This is a genomic window from Comamonas sp. FG99 (assembly GCF_057808605.1).
In genome coordinates, this window is the sequence record NZ_JBMDII010000002.1 from 81,066 (window position 1) to 100,430 (window position 19,365).

General features: G+C 67.3%; 17 protein-coding genes and 1 tRNA gene. 11 read left to right on the plus strand and 7 right to left on the minus strand.

The features are described from left to right. Positions 1 to 1,449: a leucyl aminopeptidase gene (locus ACODRX_RS01830; RefSeq protein WP_488869331.1), complete on the minus strand. Its 1,449-nt coding sequence runs from the start codon at positions 1,447 to 1,449 to the stop codon at positions 1 to 3. Continuing rightward, the gene (locus ACODRX_RS01835; RefSeq protein WP_488869511.1) at positions 1,436 to 1,564 is read right to left on the minus strand and encodes a hypothetical protein; all 129 of its coding nucleotides are present in this window, start codon (positions 1,562 to 1,564) and stop codon (positions 1,436 to 1,438) included. The genes ACODRX_RS01830 and ACODRX_RS01835 overlap by 14 nt, the downstream gene beginning before the upstream one ends. Here ACODRX_RS01835 and lptF point away from each other — a divergent pair. From lptF to ACODRX_RS01855, 4 genes are all read left to right on the plus strand, one after another. Beyond that, positions 1,530 to 2,570, plus strand: coding sequence for an LPS export ABC transporter permease LptF (gene lptF, locus ACODRX_RS01840; protein ID WP_488869502.1), 1,041 nt, complete (start codon positions 1,530 to 1,532; stop codon positions 2,568 to 2,570). The genes ACODRX_RS01835 and lptF overlap by 35 nt on opposite strands. Beyond that, positions 2,567 to 3,661, plus strand: coding sequence for an LPS export ABC transporter permease LptG (lptG, locus tag ACODRX_RS01845; protein WP_488869332.1), 1,095 nt, complete (start codon positions 2,567 to 2,569; stop codon positions 3,659 to 3,661). The genes lptF and lptG overlap by 4 nt, the downstream gene beginning before the upstream one ends. A 57-nt stretch (positions 3,662 to 3,718) precedes the next feature. Next, entirely contained in the window at positions 3,719 to 4,168 is a 450-nt protein-coding gene (gene gloA / locus ACODRX_RS01850) for a lactoylglutathione lyase (RefSeq protein WP_488869333.1), read from the plus strand. A gap of 431 nt (positions 4,169 to 4,599) precedes the next feature. Beyond that, on the plus strand, positions 4,600 to 5,490 hold the full coding sequence (locus ACODRX_RS01855) for a trypsin-like peptidase domain-containing protein (protein WP_488869334.1): 891 nt from the start codon (positions 4,600 to 4,602) through the stop codon (positions 5,488 to 5,490). 202 nt (positions 5,491 to 5,692) lie between these two features. Here the strand turns inward: ACODRX_RS01855 and ACODRX_RS01860 are convergent, their stop codons facing one another. The 5 genes from ACODRX_RS01860 to ACODRX_RS01880 form a co-directional block, all read right to left on the minus strand. Continuing rightward, on the minus strand, positions 5,693 to 6,568 hold the full coding sequence (locus ACODRX_RS01860; RefSeq protein ID WP_488869335.1) for a nucleotidyl transferase AbiEii/AbiGii toxin family protein: 876 nt from the start codon (positions 6,566 to 6,568) through the stop codon (positions 5,693 to 5,695). Beyond that, positions 6,565 to 7,383: a type IV toxin-antitoxin system AbiEi family antitoxin domain-containing protein gene (locus ACODRX_RS01865; RefSeq protein WP_488869336.1), complete on the minus strand. Its 819-nt coding sequence runs from the start codon at positions 7,381 to 7,383 to the stop codon at positions 6,565 to 6,567. Before ACODRX_RS01865 ends, ACODRX_RS01860 begins: the two co-directional genes overlap by 4 nt. A gap of 490 nt (positions 7,384 to 7,873) precedes the next feature. Then, entirely contained in the window at positions 7,874 to 8,515 is a 642-nt protein-coding gene (eda, locus tag ACODRX_RS01870) for a bifunctional 4-hydroxy-2-oxoglutarate aldolase/2-dehydro-3-deoxy-phosphogluconate aldolase (protein WP_488869337.1), read from the minus strand. Beyond that, a complete protein-coding gene (edd, locus tag ACODRX_RS01875; RefSeq protein ID WP_488869338.1) occupies positions 8,500 to 10,323 on the minus strand; it encodes a phosphogluconate dehydratase in 1,824 nt (607 codons plus the stop codon). Before edd ends, eda begins: the two co-directional genes overlap by 16 nt. Before the next feature lie 111 nt (positions 10,324 to 10,434). Continuing rightward, complete coding sequence (locus ACODRX_RS01880) at positions 10,435 to 10,923, minus strand: gluconokinase (RefSeq protein ID WP_488869503.1); 489 nt, start codon at positions 10,921 to 10,923, stop codon at positions 10,435 to 10,437. Between the two features lie 197 nt (positions 10,924 to 11,120). On the opposite strand from ACODRX_RS01880, the gene gntR reads away from it, so the two are divergent. From gntR to ACODRX_RS01915, 7 genes are all read left to right on the plus strand, one after another. Further along, the gene (gene gntR, locus ACODRX_RS01885; RefSeq protein WP_488869339.1) at positions 11,121 to 12,200 is read left to right on the plus strand and encodes an HTH-type transcriptional regulator GntR; all 1,080 of its coding nucleotides are present in this window, start codon (positions 11,121 to 11,123) and stop codon (positions 12,198 to 12,200) included. A gap of 97 nt (positions 12,201 to 12,297) precedes the next feature. Next, positions 12,298 to 13,365 (plus strand): endonuclease/exonuclease/phosphatase family protein, encoded by a 1,068-nt coding sequence (locus ACODRX_RS01890; RefSeq protein ID WP_488869340.1) that lies wholly within the window; start codon positions 12,298 to 12,300, stop codon positions 13,363 to 13,365. 182 nt (positions 13,366 to 13,547) lie between these two features. After that, a complete protein-coding gene (locus ACODRX_RS01895; RefSeq protein ID WP_488869341.1) occupies positions 13,548 to 15,290 on the plus strand; it encodes a M14 family metallopeptidase in 1,743 nt (580 codons plus the stop codon). A 142-nt stretch (positions 15,291 to 15,432) separates the two neighbouring features. After that, on the plus strand, positions 15,433 to 15,804 hold the full coding sequence (locus tag ACODRX_RS01900) for a hypothetical protein (protein ID WP_488869342.1): 372 nt from the start codon (positions 15,433 to 15,435) through the stop codon (positions 15,802 to 15,804). 79 nt (positions 15,805 to 15,883) lie between these two features. After that, positions 15,884 to 18,211, plus strand: a complete 2,328-nt coding sequence (locus ACODRX_RS01905; protein WP_488869343.1) for a TonB-dependent receptor — start codon at positions 15,884 to 15,886, stop codon at positions 18,209 to 18,211. Between the two features lie 47 nt (positions 18,212 to 18,258). Continuing rightward, positions 18,259 to 19,158, plus strand: a complete 900-nt coding sequence (locus ACODRX_RS01910) for a copper chaperone PCu(A)C domain-containing protein (protein ID WP_488869344.1) — start codon at positions 18,259 to 18,261, stop codon at positions 19,156 to 19,158. A 45-nt stretch (positions 19,159 to 19,203) separates the two neighbouring features. Beyond that, positions 19,204 to 19,280: transfer RNA gene (locus tag ACODRX_RS01915), tRNA-Arg, on the plus strand. Positions 19,281 to 19,365: the final 85 nt, after the last annotated feature.

A 19,365-nucleotide genomic window follows, 5' to 3' on the forward strand; every position in this document is an offset into this window, starting at 1 on the left:
TTACCCACGCCTGGCGCGCGCCAGCAGGTAGTTCAGCAGCAGCGCCACCGGACGACCGGTGGCGCCCTTGCCGGCGCCGCTCTTCCAGGCGGTGCCGGCAATGTCCAGATGCGCCCACGGGGTGTCTTCGACGAAGCGCTGCAGGAACTTGGCCGCGGTCACCGCGCCCGCGGCCCGGCCGGCCACGTTGGCCATGTCGGCAAAATTGCTCTTCAGGCCCTCGCCATACTCGTCGTCGAGCGGCATGCGCCAGCAGCCGTCGAGCGCCGCGTCGCCGGCCTGTTGCAGCGCGGCGGCCAGTTCATCGTCGTTCGAGAACAAGCCGCTGCGCTGGGCGCCCAGCGCGATCACGCAGGCGCCGGTGAGCGTCGCGATGTCTATGATCGCGGCCGGCTTGAAGCGCTGCGCGTAGGTCAGCGCATCGCTGAGCACCAGCCGGCCCTCGGCGTCGGTGTTCAGCACCTCGATGGTCTGGCCGCTCATGCTGGTGACCACGTCGCCCGGCTTGACCGCGCGGCCATCGGGCATGTTCTCGCAGGCCGGAATCAGGCCCACCACATTGATGTTCGGCTTGAGCAGCGACAGCGCCTTGAAGGTGCCCAGCACGCTGGCGGCGCCGCTCATGTCGAACTTCATCTCGTCCATTTCGGCGGCCGGCTTCAGCGAGATGCCGCCGGTGTCGAAGGTAATGCCCTTGCCGACCAGCACCTGGGGCGGCTCGTCCTTGGCGCCACCCTCGTAGTGCAGCTCGATCAGCCGCAGCGGCTCGGCCGAGCCCTGGGCCACCGCCATGAAGGCGCCCATGCCGAGCTTCTCCACATCCTCGCTCTTGTGGATCTTGCAGCGCATGCGCTTGCCGCCGGCCAGCGCCTCGGCCGCCGCGGCCAGCATCTTGGGCGTGGCGTAGTTCGCGGGGCGATTGGCCCACTCGCGCGCCAGGCCCACACCGGCCGCGGCCGCGACGGCGACGTCGAACACCGGGCGCACAGCCTCGGCATTGGGCACGCCCAGCGTGCAGTGCATGTCCTTTCGCGCCTTGGCCGAAGGCTTGCTGGTGCGGTAGACATAGAGCAAATCGCCCAGGCACTGCACCGAGGCCTGCACGGCCTCGGGTACCAGAGCGCAGGCTGCGGCCATCCACACGGCCTTGGTGCTGTCCAGCTGCAATAATGGCGCCACCGCGCTCAAGCCCTGGCGCATGCCCTTGGCCTTGCCGTCGCCTATGCCCACCAGCACCACGCGGCGCGCCGCTACCGCGGGCACCTGGTAGAGGGACAGTGTCTGGCCGGCCTTGGCCTCGAAGTCGCCATTCTTCTGCGCATGTGCCGCCAGCACGGAGAGCGGGTCGCTGCTCTTCGGGGCGTCTGCAGCCATCAATACCAGCAGCAGGTCGCAGGCTTGCGAGGCTGCGGCGGCCAGGTCCAGGGTTTTGAGGTCAAAATTCGTCATCGGTGTCATCCTTCTCGCCAATGTTATTCGATTCATCCATTCGCAAAGAGCTTTCGCGCAGCTTCGGCGCTACTTTGGTGGTGATTGTGACCATCGTGATGACCATGATGCTCATACGCGTGCTCGGCCTGGCGTCCAAGGGCAGCGTGAACCCCTCCGACGTGCTGCTGGTCATGGGCTACACCGTGCTGGGCCAGCTGCCCACCATCCTCGGCCTGTGCCTGTTCATCGCGGTGGTGGCAACGCTGTCGCGCATGTACCGCGACAGCGAGATGGTCATCTGGTTCAGCAGCGGCCAGAGCCTGGCGCTGTTCCTGCGGCCGCTGCTGCGCTTTGCCTGGCCGGTGCTGGCCGTCATCGCCGTGCTGTCGCTCATGGTCTGGCCCTGGGCCAACCAGCAGATCGTGCAGCTGCGCACGCAGTACGAGCAGCGCAGCGACGTGGACCGCATCGCCCCCGGCGAATTCCAGGAGTCGGCCGACGGCTCGCGCGTTTTCTTCATCGACCGCGAGCGCTCGTCGGACACCGAGGCCAGCAATGTCTTCATCGTGACCTCGGTCAACGGCAAGGACACGGTGACCAGCGCCCAGTCCGCCCGCCTGGAAGTGCAAAAGGACGTGAAGCTGGCGGTGCTCAACAACGGGCAGCGCGTGGAGACCGAAAACGGCAAGCCCGGCCTCAAGATCAGCGAGTTCAAGGAATACGGCACCCGGGTGGGCAGTGCCAGCTCGTCCGATGCATCCGGCGACGGCGCCACCAAGGTGGTGTCCACGCTGGATCTGATCGCCAAGCCCACTCCCGCCTATATGGGCGAGCTGGCATGGCGCATAGGCCTTGCATTTGCAGCTATTAATTTTGTTATTCTTGGCCTGGCCATGGCCAGCGTGAACCCGCGTGCCGGGCGCAGCAGCAGCCTGATGTTCGCGCTTTTTGCCTTTGTCGTTTACTACAACCTGATGACCTTTGCCCAGACCTGGATCGCCGCGGAGAAGACCTCGCTGGCCACCTCCTTCGTCTTGCTGCATGGCAGCGCCATGCTGCTGGCGCTGCTGCTGCTCGCGGCCCGCAGCCAGCAGATGACGCTCGCCGGCCTGGCAGGGCGCCTGTGGAGGCGCGCATGAACACCTTGCGCCGCATGATCTACCGCGACATCGCGGTCTCGGTGGGCTTCGTCACCCTCGCCTTCCTGGCGCTGTTCTTCTTCTTCGACCTGGTCGACGAGCTGCGCTGGACCGGCGGCGCCTACACCACGCGCCATGCCATGCTCGCGGTGGCGCTGAACATTCCCACCCACATCTACGAGCTGCTGCCCATCACCGTGCTGATCGGCACCATCTTCGTGATGGCGCGCATGGCACAGACCTCGGAGTTCACCATCATGCGCACCAGCGGCCTGGGGCCCTGGCGGGCGCTGTCGCTGCTGGCCTCGATCGGCGTGGCCTTCGTGGCGCTGACCTTCGTGGTCGGCGACTACATCTCGCCCATGGGCGAGAAGACCTCGCAGCTGATACGGGCGCAGCGCTTCGGCCAGCTCACCACCGGCCGCACCGGCGCCTGGCTGCGCGAACGGCACGACGACGGCATGGTCGCCGTCAACGTGGGCGCCATCGCCACCAGCGGCGGGCTGCAGAACATCCGCGCCTACCGCTTCGACGGCAACGGCCACCTGAGCCTGCAGTGGTTCGCCAAGACGGGCAGCATCGACGACGACGGCCACTGGCGCTTGGGCGAGGTCACCCAGCGCATCTACCACATCGATGGCGGCAGCGAGGCCAAGGTGGAAACGCGGCAGCTGCCCGAATGGAACTGGCCCACGCAGATCACGCGCAACATGGTCGCGGCAGCGGTGCTCAAGCCCGACCAGATGAGCACCTACGACCTGTTCCAGTACGTGCGCCACCTGCAGGCCAACGGCCAGACCACGCAGCGCTACGAGATCGAGCTGTGGCGCAAGGTCTTCTACCCCATCAGCTGCCTGGTGATGGTGGTGCTGGCGCTACCGTTCGCCTACCTGCACTTTCGCTCCGGCGGCATCGCCGGCTATGTGTTCGCCGGGGTGATGGCGGGCATCAGCTTCTTCATGCTGAACAACGTGTTCGGCTATGCCGGCAACCTGCAGCACTGGCCGCCGATGATCACCGCCGCGGCGCCGGGCCTGATCTATTCGATACTCTCGCTGGCCGCCTTCACCTGGCTGGTGCTCAGGCGCTGAGAAAACACCAAGACCCAGCCCGTGCAAGCCCCTGGCGGCGCGGGCAAAATACAGCCCATGAGATTCCTGCACACCATGCTGCGCGTTGGCGACCTCCAGCGCTCCATCGATTTCTACACCCAGGTGCTGGGCATGCAATTGCTGCGCACCTCCGAAAACCCAGAGTACAAGTACTCGCTGGCCTTCCTCGGCTTCGACGGCGGCAACCCCGGCCAGGCCGAGATCGAGCTGACCTACAACTGGGGCGTCGACAGCTACGAGCCGGGCACGGCCTACGGCCACATCGCGCTGGGCGTACCCGACGCCTACGCCGCCTGCGAGAAGATCAAGGCCGCCGGCGGCAACGTCACCCGCGAAGCCGGCCCGGTCAAGGGCGGCAGCACGGTGATCGCCTTCGTGACCGATCCCGATGGCTACAAGATCGAATTGATACAAGAGAATTCAAGGGCTTATGGCGATGGCCGCCATGCAGGCGCCAAAGACATAGATCCGTTGCGCAGCGCGTAGCGGATGAACAACAAGAAGCCCGCGTAAGCGGGTTTCCTTCTGTGTGCAGCAGTGGGATTGCCGTTGCATGGTCATGGCCACCAACGTCCGCCCTCGACGGGAGCTGCATAGTTCGTTGAGTCGAATGGCTCTTCAAGGCTGGATGCGGTCCTTCGAGCCAATCAAGGTCTAGGTCCGCTTCCCGCTGTGTTTCAGAAGAAACGTAAGAAGGCTCAGCCGATCACCAAGCCTATGGCTTCGCTGTCGGGCACTGTGTGTTCTGCCGGGTCAAATACAAACTTTGCCATGCTGGCGGCATCCGCAGAATATCAGGAAGCCCGTAGTCTGACCTGCCTTCGCCCGGCTGGCGAACGATCTAACCGGCGGCGAATCCGCTATCGGTGCCGCTCAGTTTGAGGCGAACGCTTGCCGCTGTCGGTGATACTAGCCAAATGCCATCGCTCGACGTATCTCAAGACTTCAGCAAGGTCCTTCAAACTGAAATTGTTGAGGATCCGGGGCCTCAGGTGCCCATTGGGACCTCGCTGATTTTCGAAGCGGGATTGATCACGACTAACCAATCAGAAAAGGCAACATGGCTACGAAATTGGCACGTCTTCAATGGAATGCTGCTTGCAATTCACTTCGGAGGTGCAGACGGTCACACCGTTGACGGGTCTGCGATAGTCGTTGCCCCAGAAATTGCCCTTTGCGCGAAGCACGTGGTGGAACCACACCTCGAAGGCTTGCTGTCGGGTCAGATCGCATGTCTTGCCACCGGCGCCAACGAGGAGGGCCTGCAGGCTTGGAGAGTATCGAAGATCAATGAAGTCCCCAACACGGACCTCTACATAATTGGGCTTACGTTTGCGAGCAACGTGCCGAAATCGGGGACTTTCCATCGAGCAGTTGTCTCGGCGCGCATCCCAGAGGTCGGTGAGAGTCTGACGCTTTGCGGCTTTCGGCTAGATCATACGGAGGCAGAAATTGCGGGCCAGTCAATGGTGCTGCACTTTGCTGGAAATTTGCTGTGCTGCCGAGGCGAAGTGTCGCAAGTGTTTCCACAAGGGCGTGATCGCGCGATGCTACCCTGGCCATCCGTCGAAGTCCGTTGTCCGGCTTGGGGCGGGATGAGCGGCGGTCCGGTCTTCAATACACTTGGCCAACTTGTCGGACTGGTCTGCTCATCGTTCAGCGATGAAAAGGATTCTGGTCCTGCGTATGTGTCCTTGCTAGGTCCTGCGCTTACTCAAAGCTTCTCCGGTGGTTGGCCGACAGAAATGTCCGATGGATCTAGCAGTCTGACCGATCTTTCGACCCGCGGTATGGTCACCTTGGTCTAGTTCACAGGTGACCCCAAAGCGCATTCGACTCGTCAGAAATGGAACTAATTGCGGCTGCGGGCGATGTCCGGATGGAAAGCACGGCGCCTTTCCACGGTGAATGACCGGAGTCGGTCGCGCACCGGTCGCAATCCTGCGCACTGACGACCGTCAGCAACCGCTGCCAAGCGGCCGTAGGCCCGAACAGGCATTCCACGCCTCATCACCCTCTTGGCCGGAGTAGTGCTGGATAGCCCTTCTCACGCAATGCAGCGACTACCGCGTCCGTGGACTTCCACGGGTCACCCTTGAGCCGTGCCACCAATTCGGTCCAAACGCGCTCAAAGGCCCGTAGTGCATCAGTTTCATCGAAGCGGATGCCTGCCGGCAGCAGTGGCGCGATGTCTTCCGTCAAATTGCGCGTAAGCTTTTCCAGCATGCGCTGCTCGGCCATCGCACGGGTGATGGCCTTGTCCTCCAGAGCGAGGTAGTGTTCGAAGCTGGCCACCAGCTTGTCCACATCGAACGCCAACTGCTCCAATCCCTGAGCCAGGTCGAACAGGTCGCGGTTCTTGCGCCGTTGCAGCAGCGCGCGCAGTTTGGTGCCGAACAACTCCTCGGGCGCGAAGGATGCGATCTCGGCCTGGCCCCGATACCAGCCGTTCTCCACCGTGAAGGGATAGGACTGCACGCCCAACAAGGATTCGTGCTCCCGCGTATTCATCTCCACCTTCAGCTTGAGCGTCGACTGCGGGTCGGCCTCCGGCTCGAAGCGAAACACCAGGTGCATCGAATGCCCTGCCTGCTCGCGCTTGCACGGCCCGAGCCATGCCAGTGCCTCGCGGATCGCATCGACAGTAGCGCCGATCGGCTCCGGCTGCATTTGCACGAGGTCGATGTCTTCGGAGTAGCGTAGCGGCTGCTCGAACAGCAGCTTGTTGATCGCGGTGCCACCGCGAAACGCGATCTTGCCGCGCAGCGCCGACGCATTGAACAGATCGCACAGAGCGCGACAGATGATGAGATCCTGCTCGATCTGGCGGAAGTCGGGCCACGGCGCCGTCGCGCTCCAGGCTTGGAGATAGGCTTGTGGAATCAAAAATCGACCTCTACCGATTCGTTGATGATGAGACGCCAGCCGGGTACTTTCTCGTGCAGGTCGGGCAGCCCTTGCACCAGCGGTTTTACCGATGGGTCGAGCAGCGCGGCCGTCTTGGCCTGACGCGCGAACGGCCGCAGCGCATCGGCCTGCGCCGCATGGCCTGCCCGCTCCAGCAGGTAGCCCAGGCGACGCACCGCCGAGTTCTCGTAGTGCGCCGCGATCTGCGCCAACTCGTCGGGCCTGGCCTGCCCGCCCAGGTCTTTGGCGGTCTGCGCCAGGCCATTGATGCCCGCCGCCTTGTGAAAGTAGCGGGCACAGTCCAGCAGCGTCAGTTCCAGACCCGCAACCTTCGCAAACCCGGCCTCGCTCTTGAGCGACCTCAGCCAACCGGGCCGGTTGACCTGGGCGAACGCTTCCGCGCCCTGATAGGCAAATTCCAGCCGCTGCCGACCTACCTCGAAGCCACGCATCTGCCGGGGCACGATGACCTGAAACACCATCGCCGCCTGATGCGATGCACCGTGGAACGCAGCAGCGCGCAGCAAGGCAACGCGGTAGTCCAGTTGCAAGTAATTCATCAGCGGGTCGATCCAGCGCACCGGGTCGGGTGCACCGAAAACCCGATCTTCCGGACGCAGGATCAGGTAGAAGCCGCGCCGAGGATGGGCGAGGCGCCCTTTCTTGGCCTGCCGCATCAGCGCAACGCTCAATGCGTGCGACGACAGACCGAGCGCAGCCTGGGCCTCCTCCCGCGTGAAGTAGGCGCGGCCTTGGGCAAGATGCCCTTCGAAATACGATTCAATGGACGACATACCCAAATCATACGCGGAAGTTGACATTTTTTGTATAGTATCGCGTATGCCTTGAGATCGCTCAGAGTCTGGTTCATCGCATGGTTTAACTAAATGTCAGCCGCCACCTTGTGGCGTTTATCGTCACTTTTGAAGCGCTTTGAGGCGTTGCGCGGACTCAGAGATCAACACAAGCTATTGATTCATACAGGTCCCACCAAATGAGGATTGCGCCTGTGAACCACAAGATCGAATCGATACAGGAAAATTCAAGGACTGGCGGCGGCCAGCCTGACGCCAGAAATTCAGAGGCACCCACCCGACAGCAGCGTCAGAGGTGCCTTGTGACCCACAACCAGCCGTTCAAGCGGCGTTCGCCGCGCTTTCGGGGCCGGCATAGCTCGCGCCGACCGAGACCCGATCACCCTTCACCAAGGCCATGGGCCTTGGGAATTCGCTGACATGCGGCTGGACAACGATGTAGTGCCGGCAGCCGCCCATCGCCAGGTCTTCAAGCCTTGCGCGGCAGCGCCGCGGCCTCGCGGGCCAGCGCGCTGATGTGGCTCCAGTCGCCGCGCTCCAGCGTGTCGGTGGGCACCAGCCACGAGCCGCCGACGCAGACCACGTTCTTCAGCGCCAGGAACTCCGCCGCATTCGCCGGCGAGATGCCGCCCGTGGGGCAAAAGCGCACATCGCCGAACGGCCCCTGCCAGGCCTTGAGCATGGCCAGGCCGCCGGCCTGCACCGCCGGGAAGAACTTGAGCTCGCTAAAGCCGTCGGCCTGCGCCATCATGATCTCGCCGCTGGTGGCCACGCCGGGCAGCAGCGGCAGCTTGAGATCCTGGCAGGCCTGGCCCAGCGCGCTGGTGTAGCCGGGGCTGACCGCGAAGCGCGCGCCCGCCTGCGCGGCCGCCTTGGCATCGGCGGCATTGCGCACCGTGCCCGCGCCGACGATGGCGCCGGGCACGGCCTTGGCGATCGCCTCGATGCTGGCCAGGCCCTCGGGCGTGCGCAGCGTCACCTCCAGCACGCGGATGCCGCCGGCCACCAGGGCTTCGGCCATGGGCACCGCGTGTTCCACCTTGTGCAGCACGATCACCGGGATTACCGGCGCGTCCTGCATGATCGCCAAAGCTGTCAATTGTCCAGCCATGTGCAAGCTCCCTCTTCTGCGCTGAGCGCGTGGCGCCGGAATCCGGCAAAAAGTTCACGTCCAAAGCCCCGGCCATTGGCCTGCCGCAAAGCCTGCGGCATCGTGGCGGCCTGGCGTTGGCTCCATTCGGCCTCGCCGACCAGCACCTGCAGCGTGCCGGCCAGGGCGTCGAGGCGGATGATATCGCCGTCTTGCACCTTCGCCAGCGGACCGCCGACACAGGCCTCGGGCGAGACATGGATGGCCGCTGGCACCTTGCCCGAAGCGCCGCTCATGCGCCCGTCGGTCACCAGCGCCACCTTGAAGCCCTTGCCCTGCAGCACCGCCAGCGGCGGCGTGAGCTTGTGCAGCTCGGGCATGCCGTTGGCGCGTGGGCCCTGCCAGCGCACCACGCAGACCACGTCGCGTTCGAGCTCGCCGGCCTTGAAGGCCTGCTGCAGCGCCTCTTGCGAGTCGAACACGCGCGCCGGCGCCTCGATCACGTGGCGGTCCTCGGGCACCGCGCTGACCTTGATCACGCTGCGGCCCAACGAGCCGGTGAGCAGCTTGAGGCCGCCGCTGGGGCTGAACGGATCGCCGGCCGGGCGCAGCACCGCCAGATCGCCGGACTCGGCCGCGTCATGCCAGGCGAGGCTGGCGCCTTCGACCCGCGGAATGCGCGCATAGGCCTGCAGCCCATCGTCGCGTACGGTGAGCACGTCGCCATGCATGAGTCCGGCGCGCAGCAGCTCGCCGATCACATAGCCCGGGCCGCCGGCGGCCTGGAACTGGTTCACGTCGGCACTGCCGTTGGGGTAGACGCGGGCCAGCAGCGGCACCACGGCCGACAGTTCGGCAAAGTCGTTCCAGTCGATGACGATGCCGGCCGCGCGCGCCACGGCCACCCAGTGGATGAGGTGGTTGGTCGAGCCGCCGGTGGCCAGCAGCGCAATCATGGCGTTGACGATGCAGCGCTCGTCCACCACGCGGCCGATGGGTGCGAAGCGCCCGGCCTTGGTGATGGCCAGCACGCTACGCATGGCTTCGCGGGTGAGCAGTTCGCGCTCGGCGTCGCCCGGGTTGATGAAGGCCGTGCCCGGCACATGCAGGCCCATGGCTTCGAGCAGCATCTGGTTGCTGTTGGCGGTGCCGTAGAAGGTGCAGGTGCCCTGGTCGTGGTAGGCGGCCGATTCGGCGGCCAGCAGCTCCTTGCGGCCCACCAGGCCCTGCGCGGCCTGCTCGCGCACCTTGGCCTTGGCGGTGTTGGACAGGCCCGAGGTCATGGGCCCGGCGGGCACGAACACCGTCGGCAAATGGCCGAAATGCAGCGCGCCGATCAAGAGGCCGGGCACGATCTTGTCGCACACGCCCAGCATCAGCGCGGCGTCGAACACGTCGTGGCTGAGCGCAACGGCCGTGCCCAGCGCGATGCTGTCGCGGCTGAACAGCGACAGCTCCATGCCGGGGGCGCCCTGCGTCACGCCGTCGCACATGGCCGGCACGCCGCCGGCCACCTGGGCGGTGGCGCCGAGCTTGCGGGCCTCGTCCTTCAGGATGTCGGGGTAGCGCGCCAGCGGCGCGTGGGCCGAGAGCACGTCGTTGTAGGCGGTGACGATGGCGACGTTGGGCGCCTTCTGCTCGACGATGCGGATCTTGTCCGAACCCGGCAGGCCGGCGAAGGCATGGGCCACGTTGGCACAGCCCAGGCTTTGGGTGCCGGGCGGGCGGGCCGCCATCTCGTCCACCAGGGCCAGGTAGTCGGCGCGCGTGGCGGCGCTGCGCTCGCGGATGCGGCGCGTGACCGCATCGATAGTTGCGTGGAGTTTCATGTGGGGGTCTTCCTGATGTCTGCCAGAGCCAATCGGTGTAGCGGTATAGGCATGGGCGTTATCGTAGCTGCGGGGCAAGGCGGGCCAATGCAGGCCAATGCCTTGTCCCGCTCAAGAGTGCTGCCAAGAGCGCAACCACTCCTGCACCTGGGCCGTGATCTGCTCCAGGCTGGCGGTGGCGTCCACGCGCAGCACGTCGCCCTCGCCGACCGGGCTTTCCAGCGTCTGGAACTGGTTGGCCACCAGCTCGGGCGAAAAGAAATGGCCGGCGCGCGACTGCACCCGCGCCAGCGCGGTCGCATAGTCCAGATCGAGAAACACGAAGCCGAGCCGGGGCTGGGCCGCGCGCAGCTGGTCGCGGTATTTCTTCTTCAGCGCCGAGCAGGTCAGCACCCGGGGATGGGCTTCGCCGGCCTGCGCCAGCTGGGCCGCCAGCTCGGCCAGCCAGCCCTGGCGGTCGCCGTCGTTCAGCGGCGTGCCCTGGCGCATCTTGGCCACGTTCTCGGCCGGGTGGAAGGCGTCTCCTTCCAGCAGCTGCCAGCCCAGGGCTTCGGCCACAGCGGCGGCGGCGCTCGACTTGCCGCAGCCGGAAACACCCATCACCACGAGAGCGGTTGGTTTCAAAGTGCTTGGTTTCGTCATGGGACAGCGCTATCCTATAGATGCTAAAAAGAAGGCAGAGCATGCTCCACCGCAGCTTCCCGCCTGCAATCCGGCTTGGAGAAAACCCGGTTCACAACGGCTTGGATAGCGCTATCATAGCCTGCCTCCAAGCCGGCTCCACCTAGGAGAATCCCTTGCCCGAACGCCGCCGCCCACCGCCCGATTCATCTGCCCAGCCGGCCCAGCCCGCCGGGAACAAGGCGCGCTCCTCGCGCGCCAGCGGCCGCGTCACGCTGAGCGACGTGGCGCAGGCCGCCGGCGTCAGCCCCATCACCGTGTCGCGGGCGCTGCGCGGCGAGCGGCGCGTGGCGCCCGAGCTGGTCGAGCGGGTGCAGGCGGTGGCGCGCCAGATGGGCTATGTGCCCGACCCGGCCGCACGCGCGCTGGCGTCGCAAAAGAGCAACCAGGTGCTGGTGCTGGTGCCGCTGCTGTCCAACACCTTGTTCGTGGAACTGCTCGACGCGGTGCACCGCGAACTCTTTCCGCAGGGCTACCAGACACTGATCGGCGTGACCCACTACGACCCGGCCGAGGAAGAGCAGCTGCTGCGCAGCTACCTGCCGATGCGCCCCGCCGGGCTGCTGCTGACGGGCTTCGAGCACAGCCCGGCCGCCCGGGAGCTGCTGGCGCAAAGCGCCATCCCACGCGTGCACCTGATGGAGCTGGGCGGCGACGCCGCCACCCATGCCGTGGGCTTCTCGCAGGCCGCGGCAGGGGCGGCGCTGACCCGCCACCTGCTGGCGCGCGGCTACCGCCGCATCGCCTTTTGCGGCGCCCAGCTCGATGCGCGGGTGATGCAGCGCCTGTCGGGCTACCGCAGCGAGCTGCGGGCCGCGGGCCGGTACGACCCGGCGCTGGAGCTGCTGTGCCCCGAGCATTCGTCGATGGCGCTGGGCGCGCGGCTTTTCATGCAGCTGCTGCAGCGGCGGCCGGCACCGGATGCCATCTTCTTTTGCAATGACGATATCGCCCAGGGCGCGCTGCTGCAGGCCAACCGCAGCGGCATCGCGGTGCCGGGCCAGGTCGCCATCGCCGGCTTCAACGACCTGCCGGGCAGCGACCAGATGGTGCCGCCGCTGACCACGGTGCGCACGCCGCGCGCCACCATGGGCGCCGAGGCCTCGCGCCTGCTGCTGCAGCTGATGCGCCGGCAGGCGCCGGCGCAGCGCCAGCTCGACCTGGGCTACGAACTCATCGTGCGCGAGAGCAGCTGAAGGCCTGGCGCAGGCTTCCCATGCCGATTGCCGATTGCCGATTGCCGATTCGGCCAGCTTCGGCTAGGGTTGCGGGGTCGCCCACTCTTTCTGCACCATGCGGCCCTTCGATCCCCCTCCGACCCTGGACACGCTCACCGTGGCCACCTGCAACCTGCTGAACCTGGCCCGTCCCCAGCGCCTGTTCTACCCCAACCAGGACCCCTATACCGAGCAGCAGTACGAGCGCAAGATCCAGTGGCTGGGCGAGCGCTTTCGGGTGCTGAACGCGGATATTCTGGCGGTGCAGGAGGTGTGGGACCTGTCGGCCCTGCAGGCCGCGCTCAAGGCCAGCGGGCTGCACTACGGTTTCGTGGCCGTGCCCGGCGCCGAGGACGGCAATGGCGCCGTCGGCGCCCAGGGCACGCCGCGCGTGGGCCTGGCCACCCGCCTCAAGGTGCTGGCGACGCAGTCGTTCAGCGACTTTCCCGCCAACCTGGCCATCGCGGTGCCGGGCTTGGGCGTGCATGCCAAATTCGAGCGCCCGCCCTTGGTGGCCACGCTGGAGCTCAAGCGCGGCCAGCAGGTTTCGGTGCTGGTCACCCACCTCAAGTCCAAGCGCCCCAAGTTCCTGCAAAGCGAGGACGGCCAGCCGCTCGAAGACCGCGACGATCCCAAGATCGCCACGCTGGCGTCGCTGCGCGCGCTGATGATGCGCGGCGTCGAGGCGGCCGCGCTGCGCTGCCTGGTGATCGACCTGCTGCACAACACCCGCATGCCGCTGGTGGTCATGGGCGACTTCAACGACACGCCCGACAGCGTCACCACGCAGATGGTGGCCGCCACCTCCGACGTGGCCTACGACCGCGGCGCCCGCGACTCGGCGCTGTTCAACGCCAGCGACCTGCTGGGCAACGCCGCGCTGAAGAAGGACGTGGCCTATTCGCACATCCACCAGGGAGCGCCCGCGGTGCTGGACCAGATCCTGGTCAGCGAAGAGTTCGATCCCCTCAGCCGCCATGCGATCGGCGACGTGCGCCGCGTGGACTACTTCAACGACCACCTGCACGAGGGGCACGACCGCACCCGCTCCGACCATGGCTTCGTGCGCGCCCTGCTGCGCATGCAGCTGCCGCGCCAGGCGGGGGGCGCCAGCGGGCCTGCTGGCGATGCGCCCCAGGCGTAGCTGGTTGTTGTCATTCATCGCTCGCTTCCTACGTGGAATGGCCCGTCCCCTCCCGCATAATCCCGCTACTGGCCCACTCCCGGAGGGTTTTCGTGATCCGCCATACGAAAAACACAATACCGTTCCCGCCTTGCGCCGCCCGTGCGGCGCAAGGCCCCACTCACCTGCGCCCGGCCGGCCCCATGGCTACGCTCGGCGCCGCCACGCTGGCCGTCCTGCTCAGCGCCTGCAGCAGCACGCCGCTGCCGCCCTGGCCCTCGTCGGGCGCCACGCCGGGCACCGTCACTGCCGCGCCGCAGCCACAGGCGCAGGTTCCCGGTGCCCCCGGCGCCGTCGCCAGCCCGGTGGACACCACGCCGCTGGAAGCCAGCCCGCTGGGCAGCTGGCAGGAAAGCCCCGGCGTCGCCGCGCGCTTTCCCGACCCGCCCACGCGCTACGACACGCCCGGCCTGGCCGATGGCCGCAGCAGCTTCACCACCAATGCCGAGCTGAGCCAGATGCTGCGCCAGCTGGTGAGCACCGCCCGGCAGGCCGGCTCCAAGGCCGAGCTGCTCACGCCCGGCACCTCGCAGGAGGGCGCGCCGATCCAGGCCCTGCTGCTCACGCGCGCCGCCGGCACCTCGCTGCAGCAGTTGGACGAAAGCGGCCGCCCCACCGTGATGCTGGTGGGCCAGCAGCACGGCAATGAGCCGGCCGGCGCCGAGGCGCTGCTGGTGATGGCGCGCGAGCTGAGCGGCGGCAGGCTGGCCAGCCTGCTCGAGCAGGTCAATGTGCTGATCGTGCCCCGCGCCAACCCCGACGGCGCCGCCGCCAACCGCCGCACCACGGCCAACGGCATCGACATGAACCGCGACCACCTGCTGCTCAAGACACCCGAGGCCCGGGCGCTGGCCGAGCTGGTGCGCGCCTACCGCCCCATCGCCACCTTCGACTCGCACGAGTTCACGGTCGCCGGACGCTATGTCGAGAAGTTCCAGGGCGTGCAGCGCTACGATGCGCTGCTGCAGACCCCGACCACCGGCAACATCCATGAATTCGTGGCCAAGGCCGCGAACGAGTGGTACCTGCTTCCGATGCAAAAGGCGCTGACCGACCAGGGCCAGAGCACCAACTGGTACTACACCACCACCGCCAGGCCGGATGACCACACGCTGTCGATGGGCGGCGTGCGGCCCGACACCGGCCGCAATGTCAACGGCCTGCGCAACGCCGCGAGCCTGCTGATCGAGACCCGCGGCATAGGCATAGGCCGCGCGCACATCCAGCGCCGCGTGCACAGCCATGTGCTGGCCGCCACCAGCGCGCTGCAGACCACCGCCCAGCGCGCCAAGGACCTGCGCCAGGTGCGCTCCTACGTGGGGCGCGACATCAGCTCGCAGGCCTGCAAGGGCCAGTTCGCGGTGGACGTGGCGCAAACGCCCGAGCAGCGCCGCATCATCTTCCTCGACCCCGCCACCGGGGAAGACCGCCCGCAGGAGGTGAACTGGAACTCGTCGGTCAAGCTGCGCACGCTGAACACCCGTGCCCGGCCCTGCGGCTACTGGCTGTCGGCCTCGTCGTCCGAGGCCGCCGACAAGCTCAAGCTGCTGGGCCTGCAGGTGCTGCGCGTGGCCGAGCCCGGCTCGCTGCTGGCCGACACCTACCAGGAAACCAGCCGCCGCAGCGCGGCCCGCGACGACGTGCGCGGCGCCGCCAGCGGCGAGCAGCCGGTCGAGCGGGTCACGGTGAACCTGGTGCGCAGCTCGGTCGACGTACCCGCCGGCAGCTACTACGTGCCCTTGAACCAGCCCTATGCCAACCTGGCCATCGCCGCGCTGGAGCCCGACACGCAAAGCAGCTTCTTCGCCAACCACATCGTCGACAGCCTGCAGGATGTGGCGCGCTCGATGAACAACCCGTCCCTGGTCTACGACGAGGCGGATTGAAGCCAGCAGCAGCCACAAAAATAAGAGCTGCCAGCGCTTGCCACACAATGGTTTCAATATGATTTATATTGGAAATCGTTATATAGCACGCGCTAGCAGCTCACTTTTTTAATAGCCACAGCCCATGGTATGCTGCCCGGCCATGTACCGCAGCAGCCCCAGCTCCCTCCTTTTGCGCCTAGGCCGCTGGGTGCTGGCATGGTGGCTGCTGTCGCTGGCGGTGGCCACCGCGGCGCCGCTGGTGCATCCGCAGGCCATGCAGGTGGTCTGTACCTCGGCGGGCAGCATCAAGCTCGTGAGTACCTTGGACGACGGCACCGCCGAGATTGGCCACGGCCACCTGGACTGCGCGCTGTGCCTGCCCATGGTGGCGCCGCCGCCGTTCGCAGCCCCGCTGCTGCCCCCGCCATCGCCGCTGGCCCATGCGCTGCAGCCGGTGCGTGCCGCCCATATCGCGGCCGCGACCGCCGCGCCGCTGTCCGCGCGCGCCCCGCCCGCCCTCCTCGCCGTCTGACTCTCCCGCTGCCTGGCGCCTGCCATGCACGCGGCCGCATCAAAGACACGGTGCCGATCGCGGCGCCACGAGGATTTTCATGAGCAAGCTTTATGGAGCACTGCTGTGCGGCGGTGCGCTGCTGCCTTGCCTGGCGGGCAGCGCCTGGGCGGCGGACGAACCCCAGGAGGCCACCGGATCGGCGGCCGAGCGCAGCAAGACGCTGGGCGTGGTCACCGTGCAGGGCGGCCAGCCCAGCTCGCTGCCCACGCACATACCCACCACGCTGGAGAGCGTGACCCGCGACGAGGTGGACACCCGCATCAACGCCACCGACAGCGAGGATGCCCTCAAATACCTGCCCAGCCTGCTGGTGCGCAAGCGCTACATCGGCGACTACAACCACGCCATCCTGTCGACCCGGGCCTCGGGCACCGGCAACAGCGCGCGCTCGGCGGTGTATGCCGACGGCATCCTGCTGTCCAACTACCTGGGCAACGGCATTGCCAACGGCACCAACTATGCGCCCCGCTGGGGCATGCTCAGCCCCGAGGAGATCGAGCGCGTGGACGTGATGTACGGCCCGTTCTCCGCCGCCTACCCCGGCAACTCGGCCGGCGCGGTGGTCGACTACGTCACCCGCATGCCCACCAGCTTCGAGGCCCATGTGAAGGCCGGCTTCGCGTCGCAGCCGAACGAGTTGTACGGCACGCGCCAGACCTACAACAGCTGGCAGAGCAGCGCCACGCTGGGCAGCAGGAGCGGCGACTGGTCGTGGTGGCTGGCGCTGAACCGCTCGCAAAGCGACAGCCAGCCGCTCACCTTTGCCACGGCCACGCTGGCATCGGGTATGCCGGGCGCGGGCGGCACGCCGGTGACCGGCGCCGTGCCCGGGCTCAACACCACCAACAAGCCCTGGTACATCCTGGGCACCGGCACGCAGTACCGCACGGTGCAGGAGCAGGCCAAGCTCAAGCTGGCCTACGACATCAACGCCACGCTGCGTGCCAGCTACACGCTGGGCTGGTGGCGCAACGATGCGCAAGGCCGCTCCGAAAGCTACCTGCGCGGACCCGATGGCCAGCCGGTATACAGCGGCAACGTCAATATCGACGGCAGCCGCTACACGCTGGGCCCCACGGCCTTCCCGTCCACCAACGATGCGCAGATCCACACCATGCACGGCTTCGCGCTGCAAAGCCGCACCAACGGCGTGTTCGACTGGGCACTGAAGGCCAGCCTCTACGACTACGGCCAGGACCGCCAGACCGCCCCCGGCACCGCGCTGCCCGGTGCACTGCAAGGCGGCCCCGGCACCGTGCAGCGCCAGGACGGCACCGGCTGGCACACGCTGGCCGCCCAGGGCACCTGGCGGCCGGATGGCATGCGCGGCGCGCACATCGTCGACTTCGGCGCCGGGCAGGACGCGTACAAGCTGCGGATCGACAAGTTCGCCACCGTCGGCGACTGGCAGGGCGGCGTGGCCGACCCGGCGGCGCTGCTCAGCAGCGTCGGCGGCCGCAGCAGCACGCGCTACCTGTGGGCGCAGGACACCTGGCGCCTCGCCCCGGCCTGGACCACGGTGCTGGGCCTGCGCTGGGAAAACTGGCGCGCGCAGGACGGCAATACCGGCAACGCCGGCAGCCAGCTCGGCTACGCCAGGCGCAGCGAATCGCATGCCTCGCCCAAGGCCGCGCTGGCCTACCAGTGGAGCGCCGACACCGTGCTCAAGGCCTCGGCCGGCCGGGCGGTGCGCTTTCCCACCGTGGGCGAGCTGTATGGTGCCACCTCGGGCGGCGCGCTGTCCTTCATCAACGACCCGAACCTCAAGCCCGAGCAATCGTGGACCGGCGAGCTGAGCGCGGAAAAAGACCTGAACAACGGCCTGGCCCGCGCCACGCTGTTCCACGAGACGACGCGCGACGCGCTGTACAGCCAGCTGGTGCCCGGCACCACCACCTCGCGCGTGCAGAACGTGGACCGCGTGCGCACCTGGGGGCTGGAGCTGGCCTACACCGGGCAATCGGTCGGGGTGCGCGGGCTCGACCTGGGCGCCAGCCTCACCTTCGCCAACTCCAGGATCGCCGCCAATGCCGCCAACCCCGCCAGCGTCGGCAAGTGGCAGCCGCGCGTGCCGCGCTGGCGCTCCACCGCCTACGCCACCTACCAGCCCGGCGAGCACTGGGCCTTCACCGTGGCGGCGCGCTACAGCGGCCGCCAGTACTCGGCGCTGGACAACAGCGACGTCAATGGCTTCAGCTACATGGGCGCCAGCAAGTACTTCACCGTCGACCTGCGCGCCCGCTACTGGTTCAACCGCCAGTGGAGCGCCGCCTTCGGCATCGACAATGCCAACAACTACCAGTACTGGAACTTCCACCCCTACCCCCAGCGCACCTACCATGCCTCGCTGCAATGGGATATGTAGGCCCTCCATCTTGATCGCCATCAACGCCTAGTTCACAGGAGCCCCCCATGAAACACCCTTCCCTTTGCGCCGCCAGCCTGCTGGGCACCCTGCTGCTGGCCAGCCTGCCGGCCCACAGCCATGTATCGCTGCCCCGGGGCGGCGCCAATGTGTCGAGCAGCTACGACGCCGCCTTCCATGTGGGCCACCCCTGTGAGGGCGCCCAGGCCACCACCGCCATCCGTGTGCAGCTGCCCGCCGGCTTTCGCCTGCAGCAGGCCCTGCCGCGCGCCGGCTGGAAGCTGAGCGCGCCGGCCGCCGGCAGCCAGGGCGGCGAAGTCGCCTGGAGCGCCGAATCGCCCGAGGCCGCGCTGCGCGGCAAGACGGCGGCCGACTTCGTGCTGCGCGGCACCCTGCCCGACAAGCCCGGCACGCTGTACTTCCCGGTGCGCCAGACCTGCGATGTGGGCGAGACCGCCTGGACGCAGATCCCCCAGCCCGGCCAGCCCGAGCCCAGGCAGCCCGCCGCCCGGCTGGAGGTGCTGCCCGCCAACGTCGCCGCCATCGATGCCCGCGACCCCTGGGCCCGCGCCACCGTGCCCGGCCAAAGCGGCACCGGCATCTTCATGACGCTGCAGGCCCCGCTGGGCGGGGCGCTGGTGGCGGTGAGCACGCCGGCCGCCGGCATCGCCGAGGTGCACGAGATGAAGCTGGAAGACAACGTCATGCGCATGCGCGCCATCCCGAAGCTGGCGCTGCCCGCGCGCCAGCCGGTGCAGCTCGTACCGGGGGGCTACCACATCATGCTGATGCAGCTCAAGCAGCCGCTGGCCGCGGGGCAGACGATTGCGCTGACCCTGACCGTGGAAGACGCCAAGGGCCAGCGGCGCGAGCGCACCATCGACGTGCCGGTGCGCGCCGCCAGCACGGCGGCGGCCCCGGCTGGCGGGCACGGCCACCAGCATTGAGCCGTGGCAGGCCGCGAATTCAGCGATAATGCGGCCTCTTCTTGACTGCCCGTAGCTCAGTTGGATAGAGCAACGGCCTTCTAAGCCGTGGGTCACAGGTTCGATTCCTGTCGGGCAGGCCAGAGCAAGCGCGGGCGCCAAAGAGCCGCCTGCATCGGCTCACATGCGCCGGTCACAATACTCTGGGAAACTTGGCCCCCATGGCCA

Excerpts from the sequence above, each read along its gene's own strand:
- ACODRX_RS01905 (WP_488869343.1), top strand. The coding sequence starts at position 15,884 with ATGAGCAAGCTTTATGGAGCACTGCTGTGCGGCGGTGCGCTGCTGCCT.
- ACODRX_RS01835 (WP_488869511.1), bottom strand. The coding sequence starts at position 1,564 with ATGAGCATCATGGTCATCACGATGGTCACAATCACCACCAAAGTAGCG.
- eda (WP_488869337.1), bottom strand. The coding sequence starts at position 8,515 with ATGGCTGGACAATTGACAGCTTTGGCGATCATGCAGGACGCGCCGGTA.
- ACODRX_RS01890 (WP_488869340.1), top strand. The coding sequence starts at position 12,298 with ATGCGGCCCTTCGATCCCCCTCCGACCCTGGACACGCTCACCGTGGCC.
- ACODRX_RS01895 (WP_488869341.1), top strand. The coding sequence starts at position 13,548 with ATGGCTACGCTCGGCGCCGCCACGCTGGCCGTCCTGCTCAGCGCCTGC.
- ACODRX_RS01830 (WP_488869331.1), bottom strand. The coding sequence starts at position 1,449 with ATGACGAATTTTGACCTCAAAACCCTGGACCTGGCCGCCGCAGCCTCG.
- ACODRX_RS01900 (WP_488869342.1), top strand. The coding sequence starts at position 15,433 with ATGTACCGCAGCAGCCCCAGCTCCCTCCTTTTGCGCCTAGGCCGCTGG.
- lptG (WP_488869332.1), top strand. The coding sequence starts at position 2,567 with ATGAACACCTTGCGCCGCATGATCTACCGCGACATCGCGGTCTCGGTG.
- ACODRX_RS01910 (WP_488869344.1), top strand. The coding sequence starts at position 18,259 with ATGAAACACCCTTCCCTTTGCGCCGCCAGCCTGCTGGGCACCCTGCTG.
- ACODRX_RS01880 (WP_488869503.1), bottom strand. The coding sequence starts at position 10,923 with ATGGGTGTTTCCGGCTGCGGCAAGTCGAGCGCCGCCGCCGCTGTGGCC.
- edd (WP_488869338.1), bottom strand. The coding sequence starts at position 10,323 with ATGAAACTCCACGCAACTATCGATGCGGTCACGCGCCGCATCCGCGAG.
- ACODRX_RS01865 (WP_488869336.1), bottom strand. The coding sequence starts at position 7,383 with ATGTCGTCCATTGAATCGTATTTCGAAGGGCATCTTGCCCAAGGCCGC.
- gloA (WP_488869333.1), top strand. The coding sequence starts at position 3,719 with ATGAGATTCCTGCACACCATGCTGCGCGTTGGCGACCTCCAGCGCTCC.
- ACODRX_RS01855 (WP_488869334.1), top strand. The coding sequence starts at position 4,600 with ATGCCATCGCTCGACGTATCTCAAGACTTCAGCAAGGTCCTTCAAACT.